The sequence below is a fragment of the Halostella limicola genome (genome assembly GCF_003675875.1).
GTDB classification, from domain to species: Archaea; Halobacteriota; Halobacteria; order Halobacteriales; family Natronoarchaeaceae; genus Halostella; species Halostella limicola.
In genome coordinates this window covers 235,871-253,250 of sequence record NZ_RCDI01000001.1, presented here as the reverse complement: position 1 = coordinate 253,250, position 17,380 = coordinate 235,871, and the positions used below count along the sequence as shown (strand labels likewise).

General features: G+C 70.9%; 13 protein-coding genes. 9 read left to right on the top strand and 4 right to left on the bottom strand.

Annotated elements, in window-relative coordinates:
* Positions 1 to 231: 231 nt before the first annotated feature.
* The 5 genes from D8670_RS02450 to D8670_RS02430 all read left to right on the top strand — a co-directional run bounded on the left by D8670_RS02450 (position 232) and on the right by D8670_RS02430 (position 5,748).
* The gene (locus tag D8670_RS02450; protein WP_121816517.1) at positions 232 to 1,011 is read left to right on the top strand and encodes a sulfurtransferase; all 780 of its coding nucleotides are present in this window, start codon (positions 232 to 234) and stop codon (positions 1,009 to 1,011) included.
* A gap of 117 nt (positions 1,012 to 1,128) precedes the next feature.
* Positions 1,129 to 2,574, top strand: a complete 1,446-nt coding sequence (locus tag D8670_RS02445) for an MATE family efflux transporter (protein WP_121816516.1) — start codon at positions 1,129 to 1,131, stop codon at positions 2,572 to 2,574.
* A gap of 101 nt (positions 2,575 to 2,675) precedes the next feature.
* Positions 2,676 to 3,722 (top strand): thiamine pyrophosphate-dependent dehydrogenase E1 component subunit alpha, encoded by a 1,047-nt coding sequence (locus tag D8670_RS02440; protein WP_121816515.1) that lies wholly within the window; start codon positions 2,676 to 2,678, stop codon positions 3,720 to 3,722.
* On the top strand, positions 3,719 to 4,720 hold the full coding sequence (locus D8670_RS02435; protein WP_121816514.1) for an alpha-ketoacid dehydrogenase subunit beta: 1,002 nt from the start codon (positions 3,719 to 3,721) through the stop codon (positions 4,718 to 4,720). Before D8670_RS02440 ends, D8670_RS02435 begins: the two co-directional genes overlap by 4 nt.
* Positions 4,721 to 4,725: 5 nt before the next feature.
* Positions 4,726 to 5,748, top strand: a complete 1,023-nt coding sequence (locus D8670_RS02430) for an NAD(+)/NADH kinase (RefSeq protein WP_121816513.1) — start codon at positions 4,726 to 4,728, stop codon at positions 5,746 to 5,748.
* Between the two features lie 47 nt (positions 5,749 to 5,795).
* Here the strand turns inward: D8670_RS02430 and D8670_RS02425 are convergent, their stop codons facing one another.
* From D8670_RS02425 to D8670_RS02410, 4 genes are all read right to left on the bottom strand, one after another.
* Complete coding sequence (locus D8670_RS02425; RefSeq protein ID WP_121816512.1) at positions 5,796 to 7,256, bottom strand: E3 binding domain-containing protein; 1,461 nt, start codon at positions 7,254 to 7,256, stop codon at positions 5,796 to 5,798.
* A gap of 81 nt (positions 7,257 to 7,337) precedes the next feature.
* The gene (locus D8670_RS02420; protein WP_121816511.1) at positions 7,338 to 8,279 is read right to left on the bottom strand and encodes an alpha/beta hydrolase; all 942 of its coding nucleotides are present in this window, start codon (positions 8,277 to 8,279) and stop codon (positions 7,338 to 7,340) included.
* A 113-nt stretch (positions 8,280 to 8,392) separates the two neighbouring features.
* A complete protein-coding gene (locus D8670_RS02415) occupies positions 8,393 to 9,535 on the bottom strand; it encodes an AI-2E family transporter (RefSeq protein ID WP_121816510.1) in 1,143 nt (380 codons plus the stop codon).
* A gap of 90 nt (positions 9,536 to 9,625) precedes the next feature.
* Positions 9,626 to 11,275, bottom strand: a complete 1,650-nt coding sequence (locus D8670_RS02410; RefSeq protein ID WP_121816509.1) for an acetate--CoA ligase — start codon at positions 11,273 to 11,275, stop codon at positions 9,626 to 9,628.
* A 111-nt stretch (positions 11,276 to 11,386) separates the two neighbouring features.
* Between D8670_RS02410 and D8670_RS02405 the strand changes: the two genes are divergently transcribed.
* The 4 genes from D8670_RS02405 to D8670_RS02390 all read left to right on the top strand — a co-directional run bounded on the left by D8670_RS02405 (position 11,387) and on the right by D8670_RS02390 (position 17,347).
* Positions 11,387 to 12,499, top strand: coding sequence for a thiamine ABC transporter substrate-binding protein (locus D8670_RS02405; RefSeq protein ID WP_121816508.1), 1,113 nt, complete (start codon positions 11,387 to 11,389; stop codon positions 12,497 to 12,499).
* 24 nt (positions 12,500 to 12,523) lie between these two features.
* A complete protein-coding gene (locus D8670_RS02400; protein ID WP_121816507.1) occupies positions 12,524 to 14,350 on the top strand; it encodes an ABC transporter permease in 1,827 nt (608 codons plus the stop codon).
* Complete coding sequence (locus D8670_RS02395; protein ID WP_121816506.1) at positions 14,343 to 15,440, top strand: ABC transporter ATP-binding protein; 1,098 nt, start codon at positions 14,343 to 14,345, stop codon at positions 15,438 to 15,440. The genes D8670_RS02400 and D8670_RS02395 overlap by 8 nt, the downstream gene beginning before the upstream one ends.
* A 131-nt stretch (positions 15,441 to 15,571) precedes the next feature.
* On the top strand, positions 15,572 to 17,347 hold the full coding sequence (locus D8670_RS02390) for an acyl-CoA dehydrogenase family protein (RefSeq protein ID WP_121816505.1): 1,776 nt from the start codon (positions 15,572 to 15,574) through the stop codon (positions 17,345 to 17,347).
* The last annotated feature ends 33 nt before the right edge of the window (positions 17,348 to 17,380 follow it).

The following is a 17,380-nucleotide window of genomic DNA, read 5'->3' as shown; positions in this document are numbered from 1 at the left end:
GGTACCGCCTCGCCCCCGTCGTCGAGGAGATACTTGCCGGCGTTCTCGCGGGCGCCCGGCCCGCGATCCGGAGAGGGGACAGACCGACCGTCAGACGGACCGTTCGCGACGTCGTAGTTATCATCCGTCTAACAGCCGCGGAAAGCCGGTCAGTATTGCGGGTAGCTCCGAGCGCACCTAGGGACCGACGCTACCGGGAACCCTAAAGTCGCGGTGTCCGTAGCGGCGCGTATGACCGACGACATCGTCGTCTCGCGGGAGTGGCTGGCCGACCATCTCGACGAGGTGACCATCGTCGACGTGCGGGACGCCTGGGAGTACGACGGGATCGGGCACGTCCCGGGCGCGGTGAACGTCCCGTTCGACGAGTTCCGGAGCGAGAGCGAGGAGACGCCGGGGATGCTCCCCGGCGCGGACGCCTTCGCCGCCCTCATGAGCGAGGCCGGCGTCGCGGCCGACGACACCGTCGTAGCCTACGACGACACCCACGGCGTGTTCGCGGCGCGCTTTCTCGTCACCGCGGAGATCTACGGCCACGGCGACGTCCGCCTGCTCGACGGCGACTACAGCGCGTGGAACCTAGAGCACGAGACGACGACGGACGTACCCGAGGTGGCCCCGACGGAGTACGCGGCGACGCCGCCGGAAGACTCCATCCTCATCGACCAGGCCGCTGTCGAGGCGGCGATCGACACGGACGCCGTCCTCGTCGACACCCGCGACGACTGGGAGTTCGAGGACGGCCACATCCCCGGTGCCGTCAACCTCGACTGGAAGGAACTCGTCGACGACGAGACGCGGGGACTCAAGCCGCGCGACGAACTGGAGGAAATACTCGGGTCGTACGGGGTCACGCCCGACCGCCGCGTAATCCTCTACTGCAACACCGCGCGACGGATCAGCCACACGTACGTCGTCCTGCGGCATCTCGGCTACGAGGACGTCGCGTTCTACGAGGGGAGCCTCACGGAGTGGGAGAAAGCGGACGGGCCGCTCGAGACGGGAGTCTGACTGACGTTCTCCTGTTCGCAAGGACGTCCGCGGAACCGCCGTTTTCGACCGCGTCACATCGTCACACAGCCGTCCGCTTCTGAAAGGTACTTGTGTTTCGGTTCGAAATACATATTCGTGAGACGTCTGCCGAACCCGTTCCGCGCGCTCATCCTCTACATCGGTCTCGCGCTCGCCCGCGTCGGCCTGATCTCCGGCGAGCGGGCGCGCCGGACGACGGACCTGGCGTGGCCGCGGATCGTCACCGGTATCGCGCGCATGTCGAAAAACGCCGTCGACGTGGCGATGGTGGGGTTAGCGCTGGGTCCCGTCGCTATCGCAGGGGTCGGCTTCGCGACGCCGTACTGGGGGCTCGCGTTCTCGCTGGGCGGCGGGTTCGCCGCCGGCACCATCGCCCTGGTCTCCCAGCGCTACGGCGCCGAGGCGTACGACGACCTCGGGCTGGCGATCCGGTCGAGCGTTGCGGTCGTGCTCGCGGTGACGCTGCCCGTCGCGGGGGCGTTCTACCTATTTCCCGAACCGCTGATCGGCGTGATGACCGACGACCCCGCGACCGTGGCCTACGGCGCGGACTACCTCCGCGTGCTCGCGTTCGGCGTCCCGTTCGCCGGACTGAACCTCGTCGGGAGCCGCATCTACATCGGCGTCGACGACGCGTGGACGCCGATGCTGGTCCGGTCGGGCGGCGCGCTGTCGAACATCGCCATCAACGCCGTCCTCGTCTTCGGCCTCGGGATGGGCGTGGTCGGCGCGGCGATGGGCACCGTGCTGGCGAACGTCCTCGTCACGGCCGCGTTCGCCGCCGGCCTCGCAGCCGGGCGACTCCCCCTCGCCGGCGACCTCCCGGTGCAGGTCGACTTCGGAGGACGGTACGCCGACCGACCGACGCTCCGCGACATCGTTCGGATCGGGCTGCCGGTCGTCGGGCGGAACTCGGTGTGGACCGTCGCGAAGTTCCCCATGCTCGCCATCGTCGGGCTGTTCGGGCCGACGGTCGTCGCCGGGTACGTCATCGCCCGGCGGATCTGGGGGATCATGAACACGCCCGGCTGGGGCTTCGGTCTGGCCGCGAGCAGCCTCGTCGGACAGGAGCTCGGCGGCGGCGACGAGCGGACCGCGGAGGCGTACGGCCGCGACATCGTCCGCTTCTCGACGGCCACCTACGCCGTCGCGGCGGCGGTCGTCGGAGCGCTCGCCCACCCCATCGTCGTCTCGTTCGTCGGCGACGCCGGCGACCCGTCGGTCCCCTACGCGGTGGCGTTCGTCTACGCGGCCTGCGTCGCGTCGCTCCCGCAGGCCGTCAAGGGCGCGACCGCGGGCGCGCTGGACGCAAGCGGCGACACCCGCTGGCCGTTCTACAGCCAGGCGATCGGGATGTTCGGCTGCGCGATCCCGGTGGCGTACCTCGGCGCGACCTCGTCGCTCGGTATCGCCGGGCTCTACCTCTCGTTCGTCGCGGAGACGGCCGCGCCGGCGGCGATCAACTACCAGCGGTTCTCGACCGGGAAGTGGAAGTCGATCAGCCGGTCGTTCCGCCCCGAGTCGCCGGTCGCCGACGACTGACTTCCCGTTCTCCGAGCCGACGTGTCACTTCTAAGGTTCGTTATCTATCCTGAACGTCCATTAGAATTATTATCGCGTTAATTGTTACCAAGTAACGAGTCATGTCCGACTACACGTTAGAGACAGAGGAGGGTCGACGGGAGGCGTTGCGTCGGATGCTGACGATACGGGAGTTCGACACGACGGCCGGCGAGTACTTCGCCGACGGGGAGATCCCGGGGTTCGTCCACCTCTACATCGGCGAGGAGGCCGTCGGAGTCGGCGCGTGCGCCGCGCTCGACCCGGACGACTACATCGCCAGCACCCATCGGGGACACGGCCACTGCATCGCGAAGGGACTGGACCCCGACTTGATGATGGCCGAACTGTTCGGGAAGCGCGACGGCTACTGCAACGGGAAGGGCGGATCGATGCACATCGCCGACGTCGAGTCCGGGATGCTCGGCGCGAACGGCATCGTCGGCGCAGGCCCGCCGATGGCGACTGGCGCGGCGCTCACCATCGACTATCAGGACCGCGACGAGGTCGCGCTGGGCTTCCTCGGCGACGGCGCGGTCGCGCAGGGACAGGTCCACGAGGCCGTGAACCTGGCGTCCACGTGGGACCTGCCGGCGATCTTCCTCGTCGAGAACAACCAGTACGGCGAGGGGACGCCGGTCGAGAAGCAGCACAACGTCGACAACCTCAGCGACACCGCGGGGGCGTACGACATCCCCGGCGTGACGGTCGACGGGATGGACGTGACGGCAGTCGCCGAGGCGGTGGAGGAGGCGCGCAAGCGAGCCCGTGCCGGCGACGGGCCGACGTTCATCGAGGCCGAGACGTACCGGTACCGCGGCCACTACGAGGGCGACGAACAGCCGTACCGCGACGAGGACGAGATCGAGCGGTGGAAGCAGCGGGACGCCATCGAGTCGTTCAAAGGGCGGCTGATCGACCGCGGCGAACTCACCGAGGAGGAGTTCGAGGACCTGCGGGCTGAGGTCGAGGCGACGATCGCCGACGCGGTCGAGTACGCGCAGGAGGCCGAACCGCCCGCCCCGGAGGAGGCGTACGAGGACATGTTCGGCGAACCGGTGCCGGAGATCGAAGCGTTCGCGAACAGGCCACGCGCCGACGGCGGCGCGAAGGGAGGTGATTCCTCATGACCGCTCAGGCGGAGCTCGAGCAACAGACCGAGACCAGAACCGTCCGCGAGGCGATCCGACAGGCCCTGCGCGAGGAGATGGAGCGCGACGAGGACGTGTACGTCATGGGCGAGGACGTCGGCCTGTTCGGTGGCGTCCTCGAGGTGACTGGCGGTCTCTACGAGGAGTTCGGCGAGGAGCGCGTCCGCGACACGCCGATCGCCGAGGCCGGTTTCGTCGGCGCGGCGACCGGTGCGGCGGCGACCGGGACGCGGCCGGTCGTCGAGATCATGTTCTCTGACTTCATGGGCGTCTCGATGGAGCAGACGATGAACCAGATGGCGAAGATGCGCTACATGTTCGGCGGGAAGACCGAGATGCCCGTCACCGTCCGCACGACGGAGGGCGGCGGCATGGGCGCGGCCAGCCAGCACTCCGGCACCGTCCACGCCTGGATCGCGCACTTCCCCGGCCTCAAGGCCGTCGCGCCGGGGACGCCCGCGAGCGCGAAGGGGCTGACGAAGGCCGCCGTCCGCTCCGACGACCCCGTGTTCGTCTTCGAGAACAAGATGATCTACGAGCAGGAAGGGGAGGTGCCGACCGACGAGGACTTCACGGTGCCCATCGGCGAGGCCAACGTGGAGCGCGAGGGCGAGGACGTGACCGTCGTGGCGACCCAGCGCCTCGTCGGCGAGTCGCTGGACGTGGCCGAGCGCCTCGACGCCGAGACGAGCGTCGAGGTGATCGACCCGCGGTCGCTGTACCCGCTAGACACCGAGACGATCGTCGAGAGCGTCCGGAAGACCGGCCGCCTCGTGGTGGCCGACGAGAGCCCGCTCTCGTACGGCATCCACGCCGAGGTCGCGACGCGCGTGATGGAGAACGGGTTCTACAGCCTCGACGCCCCCATCCAGCGCGTCGGCACGCCCGACACACACATGCCGTTCAGTCCGCCGCTGGAACAGGAAGTCCTGCCCGACGGCGAGGGGGTCCGGGACGCCATCGAGCGGATCGCCTGATCCCCGTGGCCCGCGTCGGACTCGTCGTCAACCCCGCGGCCGGTCGCGACATCCGCCGCCTCACGGGCGGCGCGAGCGTCGTCGACAACCACGCGAAGCGCCGGGTCGCCGAGTGCGTGCTCGACGGCCTGACGTTCGTCGACGACCCGCCCGACGTCGAGCTGATGCCGGACCGGACCGGGATCGCCGACCACGCCGTCGCGGAGGCGCCGGCAGGGCTATCGGTCGAGCAGGTGGAGATGCCGGTCGAGGAGTCGGCGGCGGACACGCGGCGCGCGGCCGCGCACTTCCGCGATCGGGCGGACGTCGTCGTGGTGCTCGGCGGGGACGGGACGAGCCGCGACGCCGCGCTCGAACTCGGGGATGTGCCGATGGTCAGCGTCTCGACGGGGACGAACAACGTCGTGCCGACGCCCGTCGACGGCACCGTCGCCGGCGCCGCTGCGGCGGTCGTGGCGACCGGCGTCGTCGACGCCGGCGCGGCGACTTACCGGCACGGCGCGGTGGAGGCGCGGGCCGACGGCGTCAACGGCGAGAAGCGACTCACCGGCCTCGCGGCGGTCGAGATCACCGACCGGTCGTTCGTCGGGACGCGCGCGGTGATCGACCCCGCCGAACTGCTCGGCGGCGTCGTCTCGCGAGCCCACCCGTCCGAGATCGGCCTCAGCTGCGTGGCCGGCTGTATCGACCCGGTCGCGCCGGACGCGCCCGGCGGCGCCGCGCTCCGACTCGGCGATCCCGACGACGCGGCGCGGCGCGTCCGGGCGATCGTCGCTCCCGGGATGACGACCACGGTCGGCGTCGCGTCGCACGAACCGCTCGGCTGGGGCGAGCCCGCGACCTTCCAGGTGTCCGACGTCGTCGTCGGCGCCGACGGAGAGCGCGAGATCGAGGTCGTCGACGCGACCGTCGAGATCGCGCCGGTGGCCGACGGGCCGCGGCTCGTGGACGTCGACGCCGCGCTCGAAGCCGCCGCCGAGGCGGGCGTCCTCTACCGCGACGAGGCGGCGATCGAGGACCGGCGCTGACCGCCGCCGGTCCACGTCGGCCCCGTAGCCTGCCCTTCTCTGAGTTTTTACTCGTGGCCGCGATACGTCGAGAGGACCAGCTCGGACGCCGCCTCGGCGCGCTCGAAGAACCCGTCCAGGAACGCCGCCGCCTCGGCGGAGGACACCGCCCGGGAGTCGTAGGTGAGGCCGGCGGTCACGAGCGGGCGGAGGTCGACGCCGTCGCCGTCCGGGACCGCCCGCTCTCCGCTCGGGTCGACTTCGAGGGACGCGACGCAGGGCGGGTTGATCAGGCGACCGTCGGCCTCGACGCCAGCGGCGTTCGCGAGGGTGAACGTGGCACCTTGCGTCTCGCCCCCGCCGCCTCCGATGTCGGTTCGAGCCTCGACGATCTCGGTCAGCGACCGCTCGTCGACGTCGTCGATCACGCCGGTCGTCAGTCCGTCTCCGTCGACGGCGACGGCGAGCGCGACGTTCTGGGTCTCGCGGACCTGATGCGTCGACTCCGCGTACGTCCCGTTCAGCGCCGGATGGTCTTTGAGTGTCGCCGAGGCGACGGCGAGCAGCACGTCGGTCATCGTGACGCGCTCCTCGAACGCCGCCCGGACCGCGTCCATCGTCTCGAAGAGCGCCTCGCCGACCGCCGGATCGGCGACGGACGTGGCGCGTCGGTACCGGTGCGCTTCGGGCGCTTCGTCGATCCGGCGGACCCCCGCCGCCTCGTCGACCGCGGACGGCGGTGTCGGCTCAGCCGAATCGCCGGCGTCCGCCGATTCGGCGGCGTCCGCGGCGGCCTCGACGTCGTCCTCGGTGACGGCGCCCTCGAACCCCGTCCCGTCCACGGTCGTCAGGTCGACGCCGAGTTCTTCCGCGCGCTTCTCCGCCCGCGGCGAGGCTTTCACCGCCTCGCCGGCGCTCGTTTGCTCGTCGGCGTCCGTGCTCGCTTCGGCGGCCGCCTCCACGTCGCCCGCGGTGATCGCGCCCTGCGGTCCCGTCCCGTCGACCGCCGTCAGGTCGACGCCCAGCTCCTCGGCTCGCTTCTCCGCCCGCGGCGAGGCCCGCACGTCGGGTGCGCTCCCGGAACCGCCTGACGCGGACGCCGACGACGCACCGCCGGCCGCTGCGCTCCCCCCCGCGTCGCCCGTCGAGGCCGGTGCCGACGCGCCGGCTTCGGGCGTCGGGTCAGCCGCCGCGCCGGTCGCTTCGGCCGCGTCGCCCCCTGGCGCCAGTTCGGGGGCGTCTTCGCGGAGGTCGGCTTCCGCCTCCGCTTCGAGGTCCGAGATCTCGGCGTCGGCGGCCGCGACGATGCCGATTGGGGTCCCGGGCGGAACGCTCTCGCCCTCCTCGGCGTAGACGCGGCGGAGCACGCCGTCCTCTCGGGCGTCGACCTCGCCGATGCTCTTCTCGGACTCCACCTCGGCCACCTGGTCCCCCTCCGCTATCTCGTCGCCGGTTCCGACCGACCACTCGAGCACCGTCCCCTGTTCCATCTCGAGCCCCAGTTTCGGCATTCGGACTATGTATCCCATGCGATACCACACCACATGGTCTGACAAAAGGATATGCCCGAGCCGCGAGACCAGAGCGACGCGTCGCGCCCCGAGCCGTCGTCAGTCGAGCGCACGCGCCAGTTCGTCACCCACCTCGCCGATGGCCTCCCGCGCTCGGTCGAGTTCCGGGTCGGCGAGCATCGTCAGGAACCCGTGGATCATGTCGTCGTAGTGGCGCTGACGGGTCGGCACGCTCGCCGCTTCCAGCCGGTCCGCGAAGGCGCGGCCCTCGTCGCGGAGCGGGTCGAAGCCGCAGGTGGCGACGAGCGACGGCGGCAGGCCGCGCAGGCTCTCCGCTCGGAGCGGTGAGGCGTACGGGTGGCTCCCGTCGTGTTCGGACCGGAGGTAGCCGTTCCAGAACCGCTTCATGTCCTCGCGGGTGAGGAAGTACCCCTGCGCGTTCTCCGTGTACGAGTCCGTGCCGAACGCGTGGTCCGTGACCGGATAGGCGAGGGCCTGGTAGTCGATGTCGGGACCGCCGCGGTCGCGCGCGAGCAGGGAGACCCCGGCCGCGAGCGTCGCCCCGGCGCTGTCGCCGCAGACCGCGAGCCCGTCGGCGTCGGCCCCGACCGTCTCGGCGTTGTCGTCGAGCCACCGGACGGCGGCGTAACAGTCCTCCAGCCCCGCCGGGAACGGGTGTTCGGGCGCGAGCCGGTAGTCGACGGCCGTCACGACGCAGCCGCTCTCGTTCGCGAGCGCCCGACAGAGCGCGTCGTGGGTCTCGAGTCCGCCGAGTATCCAGCCGCCGCCGTGGAAAAAGGCGACCGCTGGATGCGGTCCGTCACCGGTCGGTTCGTAACTCCGGATCCGTACGTCGCCGTCCCCGCCGGGGATCGACCGCTCGGACGCGTCGGCGACGGGCTCCGGCGGTCCATCGGGGACGCAGAGGTCCCGGTACGTCTCCCGGGCCTCTTCGAGCGACAGGCGGTACAGCGGCGGTAATCCCCGATCGGAGAGGTCGTGCAGGTACTCCTCGACCTGCGGGTCGAGCGTCGACGCCATAGATGTTACTCGTTACCACACGACACTATATAACTGCTAGTCGTCGAGACGGCTCGACGCGACCGCCACGGCCGCCGTCACTCGGCGTTCGGCGGCGCGGAGTCGCCGTCTGGCTAAGCGGAGTCGCTGTCGGACGGCGGGGAGTTCCCCTCGGATCCGAACGCGTCACCCGCGTTAGCATCAGGCGGCGACGCACCCTCCTCCGAGGATGTCGCGCCCCCCGGTGCCGACGACCCGGCCGACGCGTCGGCGTCAGACAGCGTCGACTGCCGGTGGACGCCCGTCTCCTCGGAGAGCAGTTCCATCCCCTCGACGAGGAGGGCGACCGCGAGCGGGCCGGCGATGATGCCGATGGGGCCGAGGCTGAGGAGGCCGCCCGTGAAGCCGGTGAAGTAGAGCGTGCTCGGCATGTCGGCGCTCCGGCGGGCGAGGCGGGCGCGGATGAGCACGTCGGGGAGGTAGCCGATGAACACCGCGCCGAAGAGGCCGACGAGGACAGCGGCGGCGACGTCGCCGGCGGCCAGTTCGAAGATCACCAGCAGAGCGATGAGGACGCTCGGGCCGACCACGGGGAGGAACTGCAAGATCCCGGCGACGGCCGCGAGCGTGAGGACGCCGGAGTAGCCGAGCAGCGCGAACACCGCCGCGGCGATGACGAAGGTCCCCGCGGCCGTCGCCGCCTGCAGGACGTAGATGGCGAAGAGGATGGACCGGCCGCGGGCGTGCAGCGCCTCGACGACGCCGCGGTACTCGGGCGGGACCGTCCCGACCACCGCGCTGTAGGCCCGGTCCTGACCGAGGAGGAGGCCGAAGACGACGAACGCGAACAGCGCGAGCTTGATGCCGAGGACGGGCGTCGCCCCCAGGACGTTCACTGCGGCGTCGCCGACGTAGCCGACGAGCGCGTCGCGCACTTCGGTCGCGCGGACGACCCGCTGGAAGCCGAGCACGTCGAACGTGACCGAGGACGGGAGGTCCTGTATCAGACCGATCAACTGCTCTCGCCGCCGGTAGAGCACGCCGACGAGCGGCGCGAACACGGCGACGACGGCGCTGAACGCGACCGTCGTCGTGACGGCGCTCGCCCACCACTCGGGGACGCCGCGGGCGACCAGCCGTCGGTACAGCGGCGCGCAGACGGCGGCGACCGTGACTGCGAGAAACACCGTCGCTAACACGTCGCGGAGGATGACCGCCGCGACGGCGGCGAGGACGATGACGATGCCCGAGAGGGCGTAGCGACGACTGCGTGACACGAACCTATCGAGACGCGGAGACGATAAAACGCTTCCCCCGCGTGCGAACGGTCGACGCCGCCGACCGCCGACACGTCCGCCGCCGACCGCCTACTCCCCGAACTGACGCTGTTCGGCCTCGCGGAGCTCGATCCGGCGGATCTTCCCGCTGGAGGTCTTCGGGAGCTCGTCGACGAACTCGATCCGGCGGGGGTACTTGTACGGTGCCGTCTCCGCTTTCATGTAGCTCTGAAGCTCCTCGACCAGGTCGTCGCTCCCCTCGTGACCGTCCGCGAGGACGACGTAGGCCTTCACGACGTTGCCCCGCTCGTCGTGGGGGCTGGCGACCGCCGCGGCCTCCGCGACGGCCTCGTGGTCGACGAGCGCGTCCTCGACCTCGAAGGGGCCGATGCGGTAGCCCGACGAGATGATGATGTCGTCGGCCCGCCCCTCGAAGAAGAAGTAGCCGTCCTCGTCCGCGCGAGCGAGGTCGCCGGTGCGGTAGTAGTCGCCGCGGAAGGTCTCGCGGTCGCGCTCCGGTTGTTCATAGTACCCGTCGAAGATGGCGGGGCTGTCGATCGGGACGGCGATCTCGCCGGTCTCGCCCGGTTCGACCTCCGTCTCCTCGTCCACGTCGAGGATCGTCGTCCCGACGCCGGGGGCGGGCTTGCCCATGCTCCCGGGCTTCACGTCGATGCCGGGGTAGTTCGTCACCAGCGCGACGGTCTCGGTCTGGCCGTAGCCGTCCCGCGGCGTGACGCCGACGGCGTCCTCGAACGCCCGGATCGGCTCGCGGTTGAGGGGTTCGCCGGCCGACACCGCCTCCGTCAGGGCGAGGTCGTAGTCGGCGAGGTCGGCCTGGGTGAACATCCGGTACTGGGTCGGCACGGCGCAGAGGCGGGTGACCGCCTCCTCGGCCATGAGGTCGAGGAACGTCTCCGGGTCGAACTCCCCCTCGTAGAGGAACTGTGGCGCGCCGGTCGTCAGCGCGACCCCGACGGGGCTCCAGAACCACTTGGCCCACCCCGTGCCGGTCGTCGCCCAGAGGAGTTCGTCCGAGAAGTCCGTGTCGCGGTCGACGCCCCACCAGTACGGTCCGTTGATGCGCTCGAAGCAGTAGAGCCAGCGGTGGCGGTGGAGGACGGGCTTCGGCTTGCCCGTCGTGCCGCTGGTGTAGTTGATCGACATCGGGTCCGACGCGCCGAGGTCCGGTCCCTCGTGGTCCGGGTCACGGCCCTCGACGAGGTCAGCGTAGGCGTGCCAGCCCTCGCGGTCGGCGACGCCGCCGGTCCCGTCTGCCCCTGCGTCCAGCACGATCACGGTCTCCAGCGGCGTCTCGTCGAGCACCGGTTCGACCATGTCCGTCAGTTCCGCGTGGACGACGACGGTGTCGGCCTCGCAGTCGTTCGCCCGGAAGGCGACGTCGTTGGGCTTGAGCATGGACGAGCAGGGAACGAGGAGCGCCCCGCGGGCGAGCGCGCCCACCTGCACGGCGAACGCGTCGGGGTGGCGCGGGAACAGGTGCATCACGCGGTCGCCCTCGCCCACGCCCAGGTCGGCGAGCGCCGCCGCGAAGCGGTTCGCGTCGTCGCGGACCTCGCCGAACGTCCGCTCCGCCTCGCCGCCGTCGGCGTCGCGGTACCTGACCGCGAGGCGGTCGCCGAAGGAATCGGCGTGTCGCTCCAGAACGGCCGGGAGGGCGTAGTCCGCGGGGACGTCCCACTCGAAGGTTTCGCACTCGCGCTCGTAGTCGAGAGACATACGCGAATCCCCAACGATCATCCATTTGAGTTTTGCGCCGAACCGAAGCCGCCCCCGAGACGGTCGCGGCGGATCGGCGGGGTTAAAAACACACGGTGCAACCACCGAGTAATGAGACGGCGAACGTTCCTGACTGCGAGCGTCGGCGCGGCCGGCACGCTACTTTCCGGCTGTATCACGCAGGACGGCGAGGGCGACGGAAACGGCGGTGGCGACGAGCGCACCACGCTCACGACCCCCGAGAGCTTCGAGGGGACGCTGACGGTCGCCACCTACGAGGCGTTCGTCGACGCGCCGAGTTCCAGCCCCGGCGAGTGGGTGAAGCAGGCGTTCGAGTCCGAACACGAGGACGTCACGCTGGAGTGGCAGATCGCCGAGAACGGCGTCAACGAGTTCATCCAGCGGAGCCAGCAGGACGCCGGCATCGACGCCGACGTCTACCTCGGCCTGAACGTCGACGACCTCGTCCGTGCCGACGACCGCCTCGACGACTCGCTGTTCATGTCGAGCGACGTCGCGGAGATGGAGAACCGGAGCCACGTCCGGGACGACCTCGCGTTCGACCCGCAGAACCGTGCGGTCCCCTACGACACGGGCTACATCGCGCTGGTCTACGACGAGAACGAGGTCGAGGAGCCGGGGACGTTCGACGACCTGACGACCGACCCCTACGAGGGGACGCTGCTGGCCCAGAACGCCCAGTCCAGCGACCCCGGCCGCGCGTTCATGCTCTGGACGGTCGACCAGTTCGGGGAGGACGGCTACCTCGACTACTGGCGGGCCCTGCAGGACAACGACGTGCGCATCTTCGACTCCTGGAGCGACTCCTACGACGCCTACAGCCAGGGCGAGCGCCCGATGGTCGTCTCGTACTCGACGGACCAGGTGTACGCGAACCAGTACGACCAGGACATGAGCCGCCACCAGGTCGCGTTCCCGAACGGACAGGGGTACGCCAACCCCGAGGGCGCGGCCGTGTTCGCGGACAGCGACGCCCCCGCGCTCGGCTTCGAGTTCGTCGACTTCCTGCTCTCGGCGGAGGCCCAGTCCGAGATCGCGGTCCGGAACGTCCAGTTACCGGCGACGGACCACGCCGACCTGCCCGAGGAGTTCGACCGGTACGCTCACGAGCCCGAGGAGGCCGTCGTCTTCAGCTACGAGGAGCTGCAGGGTAACGTCGACGGCTGGGTCGACGACTGGGCCCGGGAGATCGCCGGGAATTAAGCGCGAACCCCCGGATCACAGCCCGTGCACCCCGCCGAACGAGCCCTCGCGTGGCTCGAACGCCGCGCGCTCGGCGCGACCGCGGTCGCCACCGCCGCGCTCATCACGGTCCTGTTCTACCTGCCGGTGGGGATCGTCCTCTCCGAGGCGGTCAGGGTCGCGCCGGGCCTCCCGCCGAGCGTCTCGCTCGCACCGTTCGCCGATGTGCTCACCGATCCGTTCTACGTCGGCGCGCTGGCCGGCGTCGTGGAGGACCCGCTGGCGGTCGGTCGCCACGCGAGCAACGTCACCGCGTGGGCCGCCGCGTTCGTCGCGGGTGACGAATCGCTCCCCGCTTTCGGCCTGTTCGGCTTCACCGCCTATCAGGCGCTGGTCTCGACCGTCGCCAGCGTCGCGCTCGGCCTCCCCGGCGCGTACGTCCTCGCGCGCTTCGAGTTCCCCGGCCGCCGGACGCTGCGCTCGCTGACCATCCTCCCCTTCATCCTCCCGTCGATCATGGTCGCCATCGGCTTCATCGCTATGTTCGGCCGCCGGGGCGTCGCGAACGGCGTTCTCGGGGCACTCGGCCTCGGTCCCGTCGACGTGATGGGGACGCTCGGGATCGTCGTCGTGGCCCACGCCTTCTACAACGCGCCGCTCGTGACGCGGGTCACCGTGGCCGCCTGGGAGAGCGTCGACGCCCGCGCCGTCGAGACCGCCCGGAGCCTCGGCGCGAGCAGGCGGCGGGCGTTCGTCGACGTGGTGGTCCCGCAGCTGCTCCCCGCCGTGTTGACCGGCGCACTGCTGACGTTCGTGTTCACCTTCATGACGTTCCCCATCGTGCTCGCGCTCGGCGGCCTCGACCTGGCGACCGTCGAGGTGTGGGTGTACGCGCTCCTGCGGAACCTGGACTACGAGGAGGCGGCGGCACTGGCGACGCTGGAGACCCTGCTATCGCTCGCGCTGACGTACGCCTACCTCCGCTACGAGACCGCGCAGGCCGCGGGGAGCCGCGGCGCGAACCCGCCGCCGCGCGAGCCGCTGGTCCCGTCGCTCCGGGCGCTCCTGACGCCGGTCCGTCTCAGTGTACTCGCCTACGCCGCCGTCGCCGCCGTCGTGTTCGTCGGGCCCGTCCTGAGCATGGTGTGGACGAGCGTCGTCGGGCCCGACGGCTTCACGCTCGCGTACTACGAGTTCCTCGTGCAGCGCCAGATCGAGGGGACCGCCGTGCAGGTGAAACCGTGGCCGGCGGTGCGTAACTCCCTGCTGTTCGGCGTCGGGACGCTCGCCGTCGCCCTGCCGATGGGCGTCGCCGTCGCCGTGCTGACGACCCGCGAGTTCCGGGGCCGCGCGGTGGTCGGCGCGGCCGCGATGGGACCCATCGCCGTCAGCGGCATCGTCACCGGCGTCGGCCTCCTGCTCGGCCCCGTCTTCGGCGTCCCGCTCGGCGGCGGCTACCGCCTGCAGGTGACCGGCGCGACGGCGATCGTCGCGGCCCACGCCGTCGCGGCGTACCCGTTCGTCACCCGGTCCGTCGCGCCGCAGCTCGGTCGCCTCGACCCCGCGATGGTCGAGTCCGCGCGGGCGCTCGGCGCGAGCCGCGCCCGGGCGCTGGTCGACGTGGAACTGCCGCTCGTCGCGGCTGGCGTGGTCGCGGGCGCGGCGTTCGCCTTCGCCATCAGCGTCGGCGAGTTCGATTCGACGGTCATACTTGCGGAGGGCGCCCAGAGCTACACGATGCCCGTCGCCGTGGAGCGCTACCGCGGCCGCCGACTCGGCCCGGCGACCGCGATGGGGACCGTGCTGCTCGTCGTCACGAGCGTCAGCTTCGTCGTCATCGACCGCATCGGGGGGCGGTTCGAGCGTGGTTGACCTCTCGCTCGACGGCGTCTCGAAGCGCTACGGCGACGCGACGGCGCTCGCTGAGGTGGACCTCCGCGTCGCGGACGGCGAGTTCTTCACGCTCGTCGGCCCCTCCGGCTGCGGGAAGACGACGACGCTCCGGCTCGTCGCCGGGTTCGAGACCCCCACGACCGGCGCGGTCCGCTTCGGCGGCCACGAGATGACCGGCGTCCCGCCCGAGGACCGGGACGTGGGGATCGTGTTCCAGTCCTACGCGCTGTTCCCGCACATGAGCGTCGCGGAGAACGTCGCCTACGGCCTGCGCTTCCGGGACCCGCCCGCTGGGCAGTCCGTCGACGAGCGCGTGAGCGAACTGCTCGACCTCGTCGACCTCCCCGGAACGGGCGATCGCGACCCCGACGAACTCTCGGGCGGCCAGCAGCAGCGCGTCGCCCTCGCCCGCGCGCTGGCCCCCGAACCCGACCTCCTCCTGCTCGACGAGCCGATGAGCGCGCTGGACGCTCGCCTGCGCGAGCGCCTCCGCCGGCAGGTCAAGCGCATCCAGTCCGAACTCGGCATCACGACGCTGTACGTGACCCACGACCAGGAGGAGGCCCTCGCCGTCTCGGACCGCGTCGCCGTCATGAACGAGGGGCGCGTCGAGCAGGTCGGCACACCGCAGGAGGTGTACCGCCGCCCCGAGACGCGGTTCGTCGCGGAGTTCGTCGGCGAGAACAACGCGTTCGACGGCCGCGTCGCCGGGCACGACGGCGAGACGACGTCGGTAGCGGTCGGTGACGCCGACCTCCGGATCCCCCGCGTCGACGCCGCCGAAGGGGAGTCCGTCACGTTCTGCGTCCGGCCGGAGGCGCTGTCGGTGGTCGACCGGACGACGACCGGCGAGGCGGACGGCAGCGGCACCGCGGTCGGCGGGCCGGCCGCTCAGTCCGCGAACCGCCTCACCGCCGAGGTGGAGTACGCGGAGTTCCTCGGCGAGGCGGTGCGGGTCCACGCGACCTGGAACGGCCGCGACCTCGTCGTGCGGCTCCCGGACGACCCCGACGCCGACGAACTGACCGTCGGCTTCGATCCCGCGGCGGCGCACGTCGTGGAGCGGTGACGGCGCGCCGAGCTATCACTACCTCCAGAGGAAACGAAGGGGTCGCCCGCGCCGTCGGCGAACAACCGCAGTGAACTCGCTTGCCGTTCGTTTCGCCGCGGTTTATGTCGTGGAAATAGTCACCACAGCACATGGAAGATGCGTTCGACTACGCCGACCACGAGGAGGGGCGACACGTCAACTACTGGGCGCTCGACCCGGCGCTCCGGCGGGAACTGGAGCGGGTGTACGCCGCAGACGAGTTCGAGTGGGCACGGCCCCGTCTGGAGGAGTTCGGCGAAGTCGTCGGGGGGACCGTCGCCGACAACGCGGACTACGTCGACGACCACGGCCCGGAACTGGACACGTACGACAAGCACGGCGACGCGGCGAACCGGGTCCGCTACCCCGCCGAACACGTCGAGAACGAGCGGCTCGTCTACGAGTCGGGGATCGTCGCCGACGCGTTCCGCGCCCCGCCGGGGCGGGCTGAGCCGATGCCGTTCAGCCACTACCTCGGGATGCTGTACCTGCTCAGCTACGCGGACCCCGGCCTCGCCTGCCCCGTCGCCATGACGGCCGGCGCGGCGCTTGTCTTAGAGAAGTACGATGACGGCGACCTCGCGGCGTACTACGATTCGCTGACGGCGCGCGATCATGGCGACCTCATCGAGGGGGCGATGTTCCTCACGGAGAAGCAGGGCGGGAGCGACGTGGGAGCGACCGAGACGACGGCGACGTACGACGACGAGACCGAGTGCTTTCGACTCGACGGCGAGAAGTGGTTCTGCTCGAACATCGACGCCGAGGGGACGCTCGCGCTCGCCCGGACGCCTGACGCGCCCGACGGGACCGCGGGGTTGTCGATGTTTCTGGTCCCGCACACCACGACCGACGGGGAGCTGAACGACCAGCTCTACCGCCGCCTGAAGGACAAGCTCGGCACTATCTCCGTGCCGACCGGCGAGGTCGAGTTCCGGGGCGCGGAGGCGTACCTCGTCGGCGAGGAGGAGGCGGGGTTCCGGCAGATGGCGGACATGCTCAACCTCGAACGGCTCTCGAACGCGGCGGCGTCCTGTGGGATCATGGGCCGCTGCCTCCTCGAAAGCGCGATCCACGCCGCCAACCGGGAGGCGTTCGGGAACCCCATCCAGGAGTACCCGCTGATGCGCGAGGACCTCGTCGACATGACCGTCGACCACGAGGCCGCGACGGCGTTCGTCTTCGAGGCGGCGCGGCTGTTCTCGGCGCGGGAGCGCGCCGAGCGCGCGGGCGAGGACGCCGACGAGGCATACCGCCTGATGCGCGCGCTGATCCCGATCGCGAAGCTCCGGACGGGGCGGATGGCGGTCGACACCGCGTCCTACGCGATGGAGGTCCAGGGCGGCAACGGCTACGTGAACGACTTCGTCACCAACCGCCTGCTCCGGGACGCGCAGGTGCTGCCCATCTGGGAGGGGACGGAGAACGTCCTCTCGCTCGACCTCCTGCGCGCGCTCGACCGCGAGGACGCCCACGAGCCGCTGCTCGACGCGATCCAGTCGCGACTGGACGACGTCTCTCACCCCGGCCTCGCGGACGCGGCCGCGACCGTTGAGGCGGAGTACCACGACCTCGCGACCGCGCTCGCCACGCTCGCAGGCGAGGACGAGGAGTACGCGCAGCTATCGGCGAAGCGGCTCGCGCACTACACCTTCGAGGTGTTCGCGGCCGCGCTGCTGCTCTCGGAGGCGCAGGCCGGGATCGACGACGGCGACGGGCGCACCGCGCTGGTCGCCCGCCGGTTCGTCGACACCCACCTCGCCGACCGCGAGGCCCGCGGGATCGCGGGCGGCGATCGGACGCCGGTCGAGCGGTTCGACGCCATCGTCCGGCACGCGCCCGTCGACCCGGACGCGGTCAGCGAGGCCGCGCCTGCCGACGACTGAGCGGCCGGTCCCGTTCTGCCGCGCAGGGCGGGT